9 protein-coding genes and 1 pseudogene are annotated in these 14,385 nt (G+C 46.7%); 5 read left to right on the forward strand and 5 right to left on the reverse strand.

Annotated elements, in window-relative coordinates:
• Positions 1-11 precede the first annotated feature (11 nt).
• Together OSCI_RS15840 and OSCI_RS15845 are read right to left on the reverse strand one after the other, a co-directional pair.
• Positions 12-1,775 carry an efflux RND transporter periplasmic adaptor subunit gene (locus tag OSCI_RS15840; protein ID WP_007356035.1) on the reverse strand — a complete coding sequence of 588 codons (1,764 nt, stop codon included), beginning with the start codon at positions 1,773-1,775 and terminating at the stop codon, positions 12-14.
• A gap of 375 nt (positions 1,776-2,150) precedes the next feature.
• A complete protein-coding gene (locus tag OSCI_RS15845; protein ID WP_007356037.1) occupies positions 2,151-2,750 on the reverse strand; it encodes a PadR family transcriptional regulator in 600 nt (199 codons plus the stop codon).
• Positions 2,751-3,064: 314 nt separating this feature from the next.
• Between OSCI_RS15845 and OSCI_RS15850 the strand changes: the two genes are divergently transcribed.
• Entirely contained in the window at positions 3,065-3,520 is a 456-nt protein-coding gene (locus tag OSCI_RS15850) for a hypothetical protein (RefSeq protein ID WP_007356038.1), read from the forward strand.
• Positions 3,521-3,862: 342 nt separating this feature from the next.
• Here the strand turns inward: OSCI_RS15850 and OSCI_RS15855 are convergent, their stop codons facing one another.
• Both OSCI_RS15855 and OSCI_RS15860 read right to left on the reverse strand, forming a co-directional pair.
• Positions 3,863-4,108, reverse strand: coding sequence for a hypothetical protein (locus OSCI_RS15855; RefSeq protein ID WP_019487641.1), 246 nt, complete (start codon positions 4,106-4,108; stop codon positions 3,863-3,865).
• A gap of 75 nt (positions 4,109-4,183) precedes the next feature.
• Positions 4,184-5,059: a GIY-YIG nuclease family protein gene (locus OSCI_RS15860; protein ID WP_007356040.1), complete on the reverse strand. Its 876-nt coding sequence runs from the start codon at positions 5,057-5,059 to the stop codon at positions 4,184-4,186.
• Positions 5,060-5,353: 294 nt separating this feature from the next.
• Here OSCI_RS15860 and OSCI_RS15865 point away from each other — a divergent pair, with 294 nt between their 5' ends.
• Together OSCI_RS15865 and OSCI_RS15870 are read left to right on the forward strand one after the other, a co-directional pair.
• Positions 5,354-5,611 carry a helix-turn-helix domain-containing protein gene (locus OSCI_RS15865; protein WP_019487642.1) on the forward strand — a complete coding sequence of 86 codons (258 nt, stop codon included), beginning with the start codon at positions 5,354-5,356 and terminating at the stop codon, positions 5,609-5,611.
• Positions 5,612-5,623: 12 nt separating this feature from the next.
• The gene (locus OSCI_RS15870; RefSeq protein WP_019487643.1) at positions 5,624-9,487 is read left to right on the forward strand and encodes an ATP-binding protein; all 3,864 of its coding nucleotides are present in this window, start codon (positions 5,624-5,626) and stop codon (positions 9,485-9,487) included.
• A 278-nt stretch (positions 9,488-9,765) separates the two neighbouring features.
• Here OSCI_RS15870 and metK read toward each other — a convergent pair whose 3' ends face one another.
• Positions 9,766-11,025, reverse strand: coding sequence for a methionine adenosyltransferase (gene metK / locus OSCI_RS15875; protein ID WP_007356042.1), 1,260 nt, complete (start codon positions 11,023-11,025; stop codon positions 9,766-9,768).
• 487 nt (positions 11,026-11,512) lie between these two features.
• Between metK and OSCI_RS15880 the strand changes: the two genes are divergently transcribed.
• Both OSCI_RS15880 and OSCI_RS15885 read left to right on the forward strand, forming a co-directional pair.
• Positions 11,513-13,039 (forward strand): efflux RND transporter periplasmic adaptor subunit, encoded by a 1,527-nt coding sequence (locus tag OSCI_RS15880; RefSeq protein WP_007356043.1) that lies wholly within the window; start codon positions 11,513-11,515, stop codon positions 13,037-13,039.
• A gap of 71 nt (positions 13,040-13,110) precedes the next feature.
• Positions 13,111-14,285 (forward strand): annotated as a pseudogene (locus tag OSCI_RS15885) (ABC transporter permease).
• Positions 14,286-14,385 lie beyond the last annotated feature (100 nt).

Consider the following 14,385-nt stretch of genomic DNA (forward strand, 5'->3'; position numbering starts at 1 on the left):
TAGTCCCTTCTTCAATTTTTTCCTTCCCCTTCGCCTGCCTCTTGAGCCATAATCGGAGCGCCGTCAGTTAGGTTGAGGATACCTGCAACAACAATTTTTTCCCCAGGTTGTAGCCCTTCGATAACTTGGTAATTATTACCATCAATAGTTCCTAATTTCACTGGCTTTTGCCGCGCTATTAAAGGAGGCATTCCAGGTTTTTGTTGTTCGGGCTTTTGAGCGGCAAAGACAAAAGTTTGCCCGCCTAAGCGAGTGACTGCTGTTACTGGAACTAAAAGACCAGGATTCTGTTGCCAGATAACTTTGGCTTTCACGAATTGCTGATTGAGCAGTTCGCCGCTGGGGTTGGCAAAGGTGGCTTTAGCTAAAATTGTCTGGGAATTAGCGCTGACATTCGGGGAGATAAAACTGATTTGCCCTTTGGCGATCGCTTTGCCTTGAGCATCCAGCATTTCTACTGGCAACCCTAAGCGTAATTGAGGCATCCGTTCCAAAGGAATTGATAACCGCAAGTCGAGCAATTGATTCTCAGTCACAGCGGTGAGTACGTCCCCTTTTTGCAAGTAATAGCCGACTTTCACGGGTACGTCGCCGATGACTCCCGCGAAGGGTGCGGTGAGCGCAGTTTCTTGCAGTTGTACCTCAAAACCACGCACTTGAGCGGCAGCCTCGGCAACTTGCGCTTCAGCTTGATCGAGTTGTTCTTGGCGAGTGCCGTTGGCTAACTCTGCTAATCTGCTCTTGGCTTGTGCGACTTCTGCTTCAGCTCTGGCGATTTCCTCTGGGCGCGAACCGTTTTGCAGTTGGCGCAAAGCTTCTCGCTGCTGCCGCAAGGCTCCTGTCCGCCGCTCGATCTCCGCTTGCCTGTTCTTTTGCCGCTGCTCAAAGCGCCTCTGGGCTTCTCGGAGGTTGGCTTTGGCGCTACGGTCTTTTTGGATGTATTCCTGAAGGGTGTTCGCTGACGCTGCACCTTCTTGCGCCAATGCTTGATATCTGACGAGTTGCTGGCTGGCTAGTTCTGCCTCGGCTTTGCTTGCCTCTATTTGTGCTCTGGCTTGGGCGATGTCTTCTAGGAGACTGCCGCTTTGAGCATCGGCGAGGTCGGCTTCGGCTTGGCTAACGCGGGCTTGACCTTGACCAACTTCTTCCGGGCGAGATCCCGATCGCAGTTGGGCGAGGTTGGCTTGGGCTTGAGCGACTTGGGCTTGAGCTTGGGCGATTTCTTCTGGTCTTGTGCCTGCTTGCAGTTCGGCTAAGCGCGATTGAGCGCGGATTAGGTTGGCTTGGGATTGTCTCAAGTCAGCTTGGGCGCTGTCGCTTTTGATGCGGGCGATCGCTTGTCCTTGTTCTACGAAGTCGCCGGATTTGACAAATATTTCTGTAACTAGCCCATCGATTTCTGGTTTGATTTCAACTGAGCGTTTTGCTTCTAAGCTGCTGACAAATTCAGAGCTATCTTGAACCGATCTCGTTTCCACCGATGCCAGTTTGACTGGTATGCCTTGAGGTTGGGTTGCTGCTGCTTGTTGTGGGCGAGCGTGACTGGATTGCCACCAGTGCCAGCCGCCGAAACCTGCGCCTAGTGCGATCGCGATCGTGGCGATTAGGGGCCAGCGCGATCGCGGTTTGCTAGGGCGGGGGCGATCGGCAATCGGGGGAAAATCTTCCGGTTGATAGCTATCTGTATCGGTTGGGTGAATTTCCGATGTATCGGCTGTTGGAGACTGTTGATCTTCAGTATCAACGACGGATTCAGGGGATTTAGAATAAGTCATTTACAACACCAGTTAGGTTTTTTACATTGGACTTACCCACTTTTGGCTGATTAAACCTCTGGGACAAGTCCTTTAACTCTTTAGTCCACGCGGGCGGACTTTATTCGTTTGCCAGCGATTTCCATCGCCTCATGTTTTTGTATTGCAATCAGGTGTCATCTTTCGATCCCCCTAACCTCTCTTAAAAAGAGAGGATTTTTGAAACTCCTTGAAAAGGAGAAATCTGGAAAGCCCTTACCAACAGAATTGAGAATTTGTTTGGTTTTAGTCCCGAAACATCTAGCGGGGCTGTGGTTATGATTACTTGTAGGAAAGTTTTTTGTTATCTCTCAAAAGTTAGGATGTCTGGGGAAGATTACACATCCTTCTTCTGACTCACCCGATTGGGTGAGTGCGAGCTTTTTCCTTTTTCCAAGACGGATTTAGAGCCGTTGGTGAGTCTCGCACTCCGACGCTCGCGCTTTGTTCTTTGGCTACTTGCTCGGTTAACCAGTCTATCTCTAACGCTAGCAATGACTTGCAGCGATCGCGAGAGGCGAATTGATAGTCGTCGGTTAGGGGATATTCGCTCTTGAGGCTGTCGATGTAGTCCTGTCGCAGGTAACAGACTCGTAAGCGGTGTTCCAACAATTTCAGGCGTTCTGCGGGTTCTAAGTCGCCAAAAAAGAAGAATTTGATTTGGAACCGGGAACCGCTGTTAACCCAGCTTTCTTGAGGGTGTTCGAGCATTTTCTGCCGCCAGAGTTCGCGTCCAGAGGGAGTAATGCCGTAAATTTTTCGCGGACATCCAGCGTCTCCGGCTTCTTCGGCAATGGTCACAATCTGGCCTCGCTCTTCCAAACGCTTCAGGAGTGGGTAAATCGCTCCGTAGTTGACGCTGATGCAACTGCTCATAAACAACTCCAGTTGTTGCTTTAGCCGATAGCCATGCTGGGGCTGCCGCTGTAGCAGACCCAGGGCTGATAATTCAAGCATTTATATCAAGTTGATATTATAGTCTGGATTATATACTAAGGAGTTGACAAGCGCAAGTATAGTAATTTGTTCTCAGTGGCAGCAGGCGAGGTGGTGGCGATCGCCCAATACGGTTCAGTTAAGGCTATGTAGTGCTTAAAACAATAAATACAGGAGGATTCATAGTGAGGGTGGAAACACAGAGGTTAGTGGTTAGGCAGTTTTACGAAAAAAACTATGTGAACTTATTTGAGACAATCTGCTTTGGGAGATGCGAGGGATTCGCTCCAACCTTTGAGAGAGTTGCAAGCGTTTGCTTAGGAAAGCTAAGTCCTTTGGAAGTAGAAATCGAGAGAATAAACCAGAATGTTCCTCGCTCTGTTTCTGATGCTTTCGCTCGCCACCTCTGGTATTCTCAATGGAATTTTGCCGATCTATTTCTAGTAAAAGTTTTTATTGATGAAGAAAGCTTTTTTTTCTTATTTCATATAGGAATCAGTGATGATGCTTGGGATAACGATACTAGCTTGGTTGAGGTTTTTGCCGAACAAGGTGAGTTTGTCGGTGCAACACATTTTAGCTACAACGAGTCCGTAAAGTGGATCGAGAAACAATTTACTCACGAAGACTGTAGAAACGGTAAAACAGGCGATCCTCCTCCTCCTTGGGCTGGAGACGATCCTAATGGTGTGTACTATAATGAACCTCTATGGACGGAAGATATGCTGATACAAGAGGGTGCGGAGATTGAGGAGGAAGGGACAGTTGTTCGCTACGTTGGGTGTTGGTAAATTAACTCGGAAAATCTTGTGTTAATTGTATCCTTCAAGTTAATGCGATCGCCCGATCTTGTAGGTTGGGTTGAAGGATGAAACCCGACACTCATAACTGCTTCTCCACCTCAACTCTGTGCGATCGCCCAATCGAGTCATGTTTGGTTTCACATTCCCGGCTGATTCACAAGTAAGGACGTGACAAGCTTAATCCAACCTACAGCGAGGGGCGATCGCACTTGAAGATATAGGGAACAATTCAGCCTATTCTCCAGAAACCGCCTAATATACGGCAATACGGTTCAGTTAAGAACAATCTGACTTCTAAAAGATGCCTGTATTTCCCATAAAATTGTGAAATTAAATTCGTTGGAGAGCGTTAACTGAACCGTATTGCTCTATAGTATCTACCATTGCTTTTGTAAGTATTTCTTTAATCTCAGGAAATTTTGAACAAGCTTCATTCATAATATCCCAATATTGACTAAGTTTATTCTCAAGACTTGTGGAGGTTAGAAGACTTGACTTTTCAAAATCATCAGGCTCCTGCTTGGCAGGTGCTTTACTTGGGAAAACCCATTGTTTTACCCATTGAATGTAATCCATTTCAAAACTCCTGTTTTTTGAATACTAATTAACAATCAGTGGCAAAAATAAGCAAAGCATATTAAACGATATTTTTTACCAAATCAACTCTTTATTAAGGCTGAAACTAGCAGATAATGGTTGTAACTTTTCAGCAACGACTAAAAGATAATCTTTGGTTCTGTTATCTAGGCTTGTGCTGATTTTTGGCAAATATGAAGTTAGCAATGTAGGCTCAGAAAGCCCTTTAAGTGTCACGCCTGCTATCTCATAATCTAATAAATATGGATAAATATATTGAAAAAATGGATCGGCCAAATTGCAATCGAATAGCTCCACAAACTCAAAAACAACTTGTCTGGCATCAAAAAAATAACAAGTTCCTAAGATTTGTTGTTCTGGAGTGATGTAAAAATGTTTTTTTGTACGGTGACAAGAGCTTTTCCATAACAATTCTCCCATATTTTGCCTACACAAAACTAAAATGTGTAACTGGTGGTCTTCATATACACCAGCAACCAAACCCCGAAATAAATCTGAGGGCTCTCTGGGAATCGTTTGTCCATTACGCGACCAGTATATTACTGAAGGAAAAAGAGGCTGGCTGGCAAGCTTAAGCAATCGTTGCAACTCAGAAAACCTGGGACTGGTTTTGGGCAAATATTTCTTAACTTTGCCATCATTCAGTAAGGGATTAAATTGCTTGATATATTTACACTCTAACTCGTTCAATTCAGAAACGGAAGCTAGAATATATTTAATAATTATTTTATCCAATCCTTTTCTAGCAAATTGCTTGTAGCGGTGATGGCTTTTTCCTGCCCAGCGTTTGCGTAAGTTCTTGGCTTGACCAATATAGAATAATTGTTCGCGTTCACCAACTACAAAATAAATTCCTGGGAGGTCAGGAAGCCGATCGCGAAGGCGTAGGGTTAACTGCCCAGATAAAGGCTCTAAACTAAGTGGATTCATAATTGCATTATCTTTTGAGCTATTATCTCACTTGATACTGCATCACTGCATTAATCTGCAACAAGTTGTAATACCTCAGCAATAAAGCGATCGCAATTTTCTTGAGCCGATCGCATCAAGTTTCCAATCAAGCCATCTGTAGCATCACAATCCGACTTTTCTGATGTCCAGAAAAAAATTTATTCCTTCTCAAAATCTCCTCTTCAAGATAGAGACAGACGGTATGTCACTTGTCCTATTTTTAGTCTGTGCTAAACGTTCGTAACGCCGATAACGGCAGGAGATGTCCTAGCAATGTCGTTAACGATACCGTTGGAAATTGCCGCTGTAATCCGTGAGCTTCGGCAGCAACTCGGTCTTTCCCAGGAAAAGTTGGCTGCCAAACTAGGAGTTTCGTTCCGCACCGTCAATCGCTGGGAGAACGGGCGTGCAGTCCCTTCCGCTTTGGCCTTGAAACAGATTGAGGAGTTGCTACACCAGATGAGCGATTCGTCAAAAGCGACAGTACGCAAACTTGGCAAGGAACTGTTAGCCCAGTATTTTGAAGAATAAGGAGTGGGGACGGTGGTTGAGGACGTGGCGGTAGTCGTTAAAAACCTGTTCGCAGGTGGTGGAGAGATGGGATCGCTCATGCGCTCCTATGATTGGTCGAAAACGCCCTTGGGCCCTGTGGAACAATGGCCTCAAAGCTTGCGATCGGCATTAAGCATTTGTCTCAACTCCCGATTTCCCATTGCTATTTACTGGGGATCGGACTGCTTGCTACTCTACAACGATGCTTGGCGACCGATCGTTGGTGATAAGCACCCTTGGTCTCTGGGCCGTCCCGGACGCGAAGTCTGGCCGGAAATCTGGAGCGAGATTGGGCCAGAATTTGAGAGCGTTTTCAGAACGGGTGAGGGCATCTTTCATCACGACGAACTTTTGGCGATGCACCGTTTCGGATATACCGAAGAGTGCTTCTTCGACTATACATTCAACCCCATTCAAGGCGAGGGTGGCGAAATTGACGGCATTTTGAACATCGTCAGTGAGACGACATACCGGGTTTTAAACGATCGCCGCGCCCGACTTCTGCGAGAAGTAGCATCCAAAACCGGCACCGCCAAGACTACCGAGGAGGCGTGCAAGTTGATGGCAGAGGCTCTCAGGTCAGATCCTGCTGACATTCCGTTTTCGCTCCTCTATCTAATTGACCTAGAAGGAAGGTACGCTCATCTATCTAGCGGTACTCAGTTTGGATGGGATGAGCATATAGCTCCCGCGATGGTAGACCTCAATGCAGGGGATGACCCGAATGGTTGGCCTATTGCCCGCAGCGTTCGTACTGCCCAGCCACAACCGATCGATAATTTGGTGACGCGCTTCGGGAAACTGCCTGGTAGTCCTTGGCCTGAGCCACCGCAGGAAGCAATGGTATTACCGATTGCCGTAACGGGACAAGCCAAAATATTGGGGGTACTTGTCGCTGTGGCGAGTCCGCGCCGCAGACTCGACGATCGCTACCGCGACTTCTTCGCTCAGATTACCGGACAGATCGCCACCGCGATCGCTAACGCCCGTTCCTACGAAGAAGAGCGACGGCGGGCAGAACAGCTTGCCGAACTAGATCGGGCCAAGACTGTGTTTTTCTCCAACGTGAGTCATGAATTCCGCACGCCCCTAACCTTAATGCTCGGCCCAGTTGAGGAAGCCTTACAAGCAACCCAGGATGCCCAGCAGCGCGATCGCCTAGAACTGATCCATCGCAACGCCTTGCGCCTCCAGAAGCTCGTCAACACCCTGTTAGATTTCTCCCGCATTGAAGCCGGACGGATTGAAGCGGTATATCAGCCAACCGACTTGGCAATGTTAACAACAGACCTGGCAGGGGTTTTTGAATCTGCGATCGCGCGGGCAGGGCTGCATTTGCGGGTAGATTGTCCCCCACTACCAGAACCCACTTATGTAGATCGGGAGATGTGGGAAAAGATAGTGTTGAATCTGCTCTCTAACGCCTTCAAATATACCTTTGAAGGAGAGATTGCCGTTATTCTGCGCTCCCGTAACGAGCAGATTGAACTGGAAGTGCGAGACACAGGTATTGGCATTCCAGCAGAGGAACTACCTCAGATATTTGAGCGGTTTCATCGAGTGCAGGGGGCAAGAGGACGAACTTACGAAGGGTCAGGGATTGGTCTGTCATTAGTTCAAGAACTCGTGCGCTTGCATGACGGCACAATTAGCGCGAGCAGCATCGTTGACCAGGGAACGAGTTTCATCGTATCGATTCCTACTGGATGCGATCGCTCGGTAGGCGATCGCATTAATGCCACTCGGACTCTGACATCAACCGCAACCGGAGCCACGCCCTATGTGGAAGAAGTATTGCGCTGGCTTCCCGAACCGGATTTGGGGGGGGAGACTTTAGATGCGCGATCTGCAAATTCTGACTCAGGATTAGAAACGACTAAAATTGGGTTCCAAGCTGACAGTTTGCAAGCTCAAAATCCCAAATCCAAAATTGTTTTGGCAGATGACAACGCCGATATGCGTAACTATGTGAAGCGTCTGTTAAGTCAGCAGTACGAAGTAGAGGCAGTAAAGGATGGGGCGGCTGCATTAGCCGCTATTCGTGGGCAACTCCCCGATCTCGTGCTCACGGATGTAATGATGCCGGAAGTGGATGGATTTGAGTTACTGCGGGAGTTGAGGGCAAATCCTCAGACAAAGGAATTGCCTATTATCCTACTTTCCGCTCGCGCGGGGGAAGAGTCTCGGATTGAAGGACTAGAAGCGGGAGCCGATGACTACTTGATTAAACCCTTCTCTGCTCGCGAACTATTGGCACGGGTAGAGGCGAATCTAAAAATGGCTCAGTTGCGACAGGAGGCAACTCGGCGAGAGCAAGCACAGCGACGAGTTGCAGAAAAAGCCAAAGAGCAATTGGAGTCGGTTTTATCCACTATCAGCGATCAGTTTTTAGTTTTAGATCGGGAGTGGCGTTATCTCTACGTCAACGATCGCGTGATGGAAACGGTGGGACTCGAAAGGGAAGCTTTGCTGGGAAGAAGTGTTTGGGAGGTGTTCCCAGACGTGGTGGGCACTGAGTTCGATCGGCAAATACAGCAGGCGATCGCACAACAAATTCCAGCTCATTTTGAATACTACTACTCCACCTGGAACCGCTGGTTTGAAAATCACGCCTATCCCTCACCAGAGGGAATAACAATTTTCATTACTGAGATTACCGATCGCAAACGCGCTGAACAGGAACGGGAACACCTGCTTGCCCGCGAACAAGCCGCACGGGCGGAGGCTGAGCGGGCAAACCGGGTCAAAGATGAGTTTCTGGCGATTGTCTCTCACGAACTGCGATCGCCCCTGAATCCCATATTAGGTTGGTCAACACTGCTTCAAACTCAAAAGCTGAACCCAGCTAAGACTGCTCAAGCTTTGAACGCGATCGCGCGGAATGCCAGATTGCAAGCTGAACTGATTGAAGACTTGCTCGATCTTTCCCGGATTTTGAGAGGCAAACTTAGCCTTAATGTTTTTCCCACCGATTTAGCATCAACTATTCAATCGGCAATGGAAACGGTACGCTTGGCGGCGGAAGCCAAGTCGATTCAAATTCACACCATGTTTGAACCAGACATAGGGTTAGTTTTAGGTGACTCCAGCCGATTACAGCAAGTAATGTGGAATCTGCTTTCTAACGCGATTAAGTTCACACCCGAAGGAGGATTAGTTGACATTCAATTAGAGCGATGTGGAGCTCAAGCTCAGATTATTGTCAGCGATACGGGTAAGGGTATTGACCCGGATTTCCTGCCTTATATTTTTGAATACTTCCGCCAAGAGAATAGCGCTACGACCCGCAAATTTGGGGGATTGGGGCTGGGGTTGGCGATCGTTCATCACTTGGTTGAGTTGCATGGCGGTACTGTCGAAGCAGAGAGTCTAGGAGAAGGACAGGGAGCCACCTTTACTGTCAAGTTGCCACTGATGCAAAGCTCACCTGAAATCAACGAGGATAGCAAACAGTCTGAACCAGCTTTGGATTTGGGTGGCATTCAGGTTTTAGTTGTGGATGATGATGACGATACGCGAGAGTTTATTGTGTTCCTGATCGAGCAGTATGGAGGGAGTGCGATCGCTGTTGCTTCTGCAAATGAGGCACTCGTTACTTTAACCCAATTCCAGCCCGATGTGTTGCTCAGCGATATCGGGATGCCAGAGGTAGACGGCTATATGCTGATACAACAAGTGAGAGCCACCCCACCAGCACAGGGCGGTCAAATTCCGGCGATCGCTCTGACTGCTTATGCGGGAGAAATTGACTATCAGCACGCAATGTCAGTCGGCTTTCAAAGGCATATTCCCAAGCCAGTAGAGCCAACCAAACTGGTTGAGGTTATCCTCAGTTTAGTTATAGAACCCATTTAATATCTTTTCGCGATCGCCCACGACAGGCGATCGGTTCGCGCTACGGGCGATCGGCATTCAATTACCCAGGGCTGTTTCATTCTCGGTAGGGGCGGTGCCGATTGGCTGCCCGCCCAGAGTCTGAAACCCTCATTTGACGGTTGGTGATGGGGTAGGCACGGGGGCACTACCCCTACAAAATAGCGGTTTTTCCGAGAATGAAACAGCCCTGCCTAGCCCCTAGCCCCTAGCCCCTAGTTATAACGCGCTGGGCGGGAAATACCCGCCCAATCATCTCACTAACCAGCCACTGCCGAAACCTGACTCAAAGCTTCCTTCAAGAGCACCGCCTTATCAGTTTGCTCCCAAGGTAAATCTAAATCGGTACGGCCCAAATGACCATAAGCTGCCACATCTTGATAGAAACGGCCGCCACGTTCAGCAGCAATCCTCTGCAAATTAAACGCTTGGATAATTCCCGCCGGACGCAGTTCAAAAAGCTTTTTCACCGCCTCCAACAAGCGATCGTCATCCACCGTACCAGTGCCAAAAGTTTCAATCATCATGCTCACAGGACGAGCCACCCCGATCGCATAACTCAACTGCACTTCACACTTAGAGGCCAACCCAGCCGCGACAATATTCTTCGCCACATAACGAGCCGCATAAGCCGCACTCCGGTCTACTTTGGTGGGGTCTTTTCCTGAAAAAGCGCCACCACCATGACGGGAATAGCCGCCGTAGGTATCCACAATAATTTTGCGTCCCGTCAGTCCAGAATCTCCCTGGGGCCCACCCACCACAAATTTGCCAGTAGGGTTAACCAGCAAGCGAGTATTGGCATCAGGCTTAACGCTAATATCTGCAAACACTGGCTGCACCACTACAGCCCAAAGGTCTTCCTTAATTTTCGCTTGCACGGCCGCAGGGTCAACAATGTCTGCGATCGCAGCCGTGTGTTGCGTAGAAATCAAAATCGTATCAATTCCCACCGGCTTGCCGTCTTCATAAGCCACAGTAACTTGGCTTTTGCCATCCGGCCGCAGGTAGGACAACTGACCAGTTTTCCGCACCGCAGCCAATTGGCGGCAAATCCGGTGCGCTAAACTAATCGGCAAAGGCATCAGTTCCGGCGTTTCATTGCAGGCGAAGCCAAACATCAAACCTTGGTCGCCGGCACCGATCGCATCTAATTCCTCTTCGCTAGCTTCCTCCCGACTTTCGTGGGCCGTGTTCACACCCTGGGCAATATCGGGAGATTGGGTATCTAGGGCCACTAGCACCGAACAGCTATTAGCCGAAAAACCATTGTCGGCATCGACATAGCCAATATCAGCGATTTTCTTGCGGGCCAATTCTATGTAATTTACTTGGGCTTTGGTCGTAATTTCGCCCGTAATCAGCACTAAGCCTGTGTTGACGACAACTTCGGCAGCAACGCGGCTTTTAGGGTCTTCGGTCAATAAGGCATCTAAGATGGTATCTGAAATTTGATCGCAGATTTTATCGGGATGGCCTTCGGTAACAGATTCAGAAGTAAACAGGTAGCGGCGAGACAAGAATAGTTCCTCCTTTGATGAGGGCTAGTTTGAGCAGGCTATTGAACTTAGTTTCAACGTGAATTTACCTTGAAACTCCCCAGTCTGAGGGCACGGGTATCCTTGAGGATAACCTTTTTGGGATAAAACCGCAAAAAGCTTAATTCTCAAAAATTGGATTGGATTTTCTGCTGATATTCACACTACCATTGACATTGGTATTAATCAGACAGCCCTAAAGACGCAGTAACAGTTACAGGTGGTTCCTGAAAACCTGAATACTTAGATAGTGCCACTCTTCGATCCCACTTTCGCACCGCGTCTGACAAAAGTAGAATATTAGTTTTTGGAGAAAGGCAAAACAGAGCGTTCGATTTCAGGTATTCAGGATTTACGCAGCGATCGGGAAAATTTATGGTTTGAGATTGCTTCCCTTGGTTGGCAATGACAGAAAATCGTAGCGATCGCGTAAGTCTAGATATTTACAGTTGGCAGGAGGGAATTGACAGTGAAGTATAAGGAAAAAAATAGCTTCAAAACTGGAGTCAAATGGCTACTGTGGTCTAGTTTTCTGACTCTAGGTATTGGCGGCGGATTATTCGCCTACGGCTTATATCAAAATCGACCTCCCGAACCTGTAGAAGTGCGCTTGCTCCCCGTCAAAATTGGCAATATTGAAGATACTATTAACGAAAGTGGTACTATTGAATTTGGCAATCAACAAACTCTAAAATCCCCTCTTGACGTTACCGTTGATGAAGTGTTAGTACAAATAGGGCAAAGCGTTACATCTGGTCAAAGCTTGATCGCGCTTCGCAATCCCGCAAGAGAAACAATACTTGGCAAGCAAGAGTTAGCAATTCAGAAAGAAAAACTCACCTTAGAAAATTTACGCCAAAAACTCTTAGAAGCCCAAACAAAGCTAAGTATGGCTAAAGAAACACTTCAATATTATAGATCCGTGCGAAATGACGAATTGCTGGCTATTCAAAAACAAGAACTTACCTTAGCCAATAATCGCAAAAAAGTTATTGAAGCTGAGGAAAATTTGGCTGCGTCTGAGCGAAAACTCATCGATCTGAAAGCATTACTTGACAAGGGTTATATTGCTGAAAATGAAGTGCGATCGCAAGAAGATCAAATTCGCATTGCTAAAGCCAACCTACGAGATGCACAGTTTCAAATTAACACGGATCTACTCGAACTCAAAAGTCTGAAAATTAAGCGAAGAGACAAAGAGCAAGAACTTGAGGAAAAAGCGATCGCTGCTGAGTCAGAAGTGCGACAAGCTCAGTTAGAAGTTAGCACAAATAGCCGCAATCTCCAAACTTCTCTGCTGGATTATCGAGAAAAAGAAGAAGAGCTAAAAAACAATATTGTAACTGCACCTATTGATGGTAAGGTACTTGATATCAAGGTTAAAAATGGTGACGGAGTAGCGCGGGGAACTGAACTTTTGATATTAGGCGATCCATCACAAGAACTGGTAAAACTACAGCTTTCTACACTCAATGCTGCTAAAGTCAGACCGAATCAATCCGTCCGCATCAGCATTATCGGCCCCAATTCTAAGCAATTTTTAGGAAGGGTAGAAAGCTTGTTTATTCTAGCGGGTAGCGGTGATAATAATAGTAGCAATAATCGCTCTAATCAAGGCGGTCAAGCAACAGTTCCAGCAACAGTAAGACTGGATATTCCCAGCGGTACTTTAATTCCCGGAAGTCAAGTAAATGTAGAGATAATTTTGCAGCAACGCCAGAAGGTAGTAGTTTTAGATACAGAGGTAATTGTGCGATCGGAGTCTCAGCCTTTCGTGTGGATTCGTGACAGTCAAGGTAAAGCTCAGAAACGACCAATTAAATTAGGTTTAGAAGGATTAACGCAGGTAGAAGTAGCTTCCGGTTTGCGGCCAGGTGATAGTGTTGCGCTCCCTCCTCCTGAAACTTCCTTAAAGCCAGGAACTCCTATTCAAGAAGAGAAAACAACTAAAAAGGATAAAAAGGAAGAAAAAACAGAGGGCGAAGATGAGGAATAAAATTAAATAGTATCAGCAAATTAGCGCAACTTCTTAATTACCCCAAAATAATTGTTAATTATTAATTACTTATGAGCCTTTCTCCTGTTGACCTTCTCCGCCTTACCTGCCTTTCCCTAAGCGGCAATCTTTTACGGTCTGCCTTAACTACAGTTGGAGTTTTCATGGGCGTAGCTGCTGTCAGTGCAACGCTTCAAGTTGGCAACATTAGCCGCGCCGTAATTACCGATCAGTTAGCTAAACGAGAAGCGCCTCAACTTCAAATCTATGTGTGGAGTAGCTTAGGTTTAAAGTTAGAAGATATGAACTTTGTCCGCCAGCGCCTGAAAGGAGTTCAGGCGATTAGCGCCTCAAATTGGTTTGGTTTTAATGAAGGAAAAGTTATATTTCAAGATGAAGAAGCGGAACCCAGTATGACCGCTGTTTCTCAAGATCATTTACTGACATCTGGGGTAAAACTAATGGCAGGGCGTTTTTTTCTCCTAACGATTTTACTAACTATCGACCTGTTGTAGTAATTGATGAAGTGCTGGCAACAAAACTTTTTAAAGGTGGTATGAAATCTGTAGGTCAACGCATTTATGCTGACCGTAGACCTTACATTGTTGTTGGCGTAATAGAGAGCAAGCAAGGCATTTCTGGCGAACCAAAAGGTGAAATGTTGGTATCAATGTCGCTTTACAAAGCGATGACAGGTAGCCAGAGGATTCAGTCAATTTCGGTGCGACCTTACAATCTTAAAGATATTAAAGAGATGGAAAAGCAGGCAAAAAAGGTTTTAAAGCAGCGCTTTCCAGAAGGAGATGTTTATGTTTGGAATAATGTTAGAAAAATTTTGGAGCAGCAAGAAACTCTGGAACTTGCTTCACGGGGATTGTTGGCAGTGGGGGTAATTTCGCTGCTGGTGGGAGGAGTTGGCATTGCTAATATTACCATCGCCGCTGTGACAGAACGTACCCCAGAAATTGGTTTGAGGCGGGCAATTGGTGCTACTCAACATGATATAATGTTACAGTTTATTTTAGAAGCAGTTATTCTCAGCTTAGTTGGGGGAATTGCTGCTATTGTAATGGTACATGGGTTGACAACCGTTGTTGCTGATGTTTTTAAGTTACCTTATAAATTTGATAGCAATACAGCAGCTTTGGCTTTAGGATCTGCATTAGCAGTGGGTGTAGGAGCTGGATTTCTCCCAGCTCTACGAGCTAGTCAACTCGATCCTGTGAAAGCACTACGTCAAGGGTAGCTATCTGCATAAAATCACCATAAAATTACTTGCTCGATCGAGTAATTGCAGCTAATTAAACATAAAATACACAGGACTTAGGCACGTCGAGGCTAGAAAC

Origin of the sequence: Kamptonema sp. PCC 6506 (assembly GCF_000180455.1) — a bacterium.
Lineage (GTDB): Bacteria > Cyanobacteriota > Cyanobacteriia > Cyanobacteriales > Microcoleaceae > Kamptonema > Kamptonema formosum.

Coding starts and splice junctions, on each gene's coding strand:
- OSCI_RS15840 (WP_007356035.1), bottom strand. CDS start 1,775: ATGACTTATTCTAAATCCCCTGAATCCGTCGTTGATACTGAAGATCAA.
- OSCI_RS15865 (WP_019487642.1), top strand. CDS start 5,354: ATGTCGTTAACGATACCGTTGGAAATTGCCGCTGTAATCCGTGAGCTT.
- OSCI_RS15845 (WP_007356037.1), bottom strand. CDS start 2,750: ATGCTTGAATTATCAGCCCTGGGTCTGCTACAGCGGCAGCCCCAGCAT.
- OSCI_RS15860 (WP_007356040.1), bottom strand. CDS start 5,059: ATGAATCCACTTAGTTTAGAGCCTTTATCTGGGCAGTTAACCCTACGC.
- OSCI_RS15855 (WP_019487641.1), bottom strand. CDS start 4,108: ATGGATTACATTCAATGGGTAAAACAATGGGTTTTCCCAAGTAAAGCA.